Annotated in this window: 1 rRNA gene; it reads left to right on the plus strand. The window is 44.1% G+C overall.

The features are described from left to right. Positions 1 to 386: 386 nt before the first annotated feature. Positions 387 to 681 (plus strand): 16S ribosomal RNA (locus JU57_RS13560); the annotation flags it as partial.

Raw genomic sequence — 681 nt, forward strand, 5'->3', positions numbered from 1 at the left:
GGAAAACGATTTTACCGACGGGGAAATTCTGCTGCGTATCGGCAAGAAGCGCTATCATAAAATAAGATTGATTGGCTGAAAAATACGCTTGACAAACCGGATTCCAAAGTATAATAGTTCCACCCGTTGCTTCGGCAATAAGGGTTCTTTAAAAGCGAATGAAAAAAGAGTTGACAAATCCTGCATCAAAGCTTAATGAATCACCTCTTTGAAACGCAATCAAAAAATTGAATGTCAGCGGAAAAGAGTTGACAAAATAAATGGGGCGTTTTAGTCTATAATTCGCTTTTGGCGAAACGCTTGATCTTTGAAAACTAGATAGTGACGGAAAGAGTAGGCCCAGTTAATTTTTTTAGTCGGCGAGAGTCGGCATAAGATTAGCAGTTTAATTGGAGAGTTTGATCCTGGCTCAGAATGAACGCTGGCGGCGTGCTTAACACATGCAAGTCGCACGAGAATTCTTCTGCTTGCAGAAGATAGTAAAGTGGCGCACGGGTGAGTAATGCGTGGGCAATCTTCCCTTGAATCGGGGATAACATCGCGAAAGCTTTGCTAATACCGGATGACATCCATTTGTCTGCGGGCGAATGGATCAAAGGTGGCCTCTACATGTAAGCTACTGTTTGAGGATGAGCCTGCGTACCATTAGCTAGTTGGTGGGGTAACGGCCCACCAAGGCGA

The sequence above is a fragment of the Sulfurospirillum sp. SCADC genome, from assembly GCF_000743525.1.
GTDB lineage: Bacteria > Campylobacterota > Campylobacteria > Campylobacterales > Sulfurospirillaceae > Sulfurospirillum.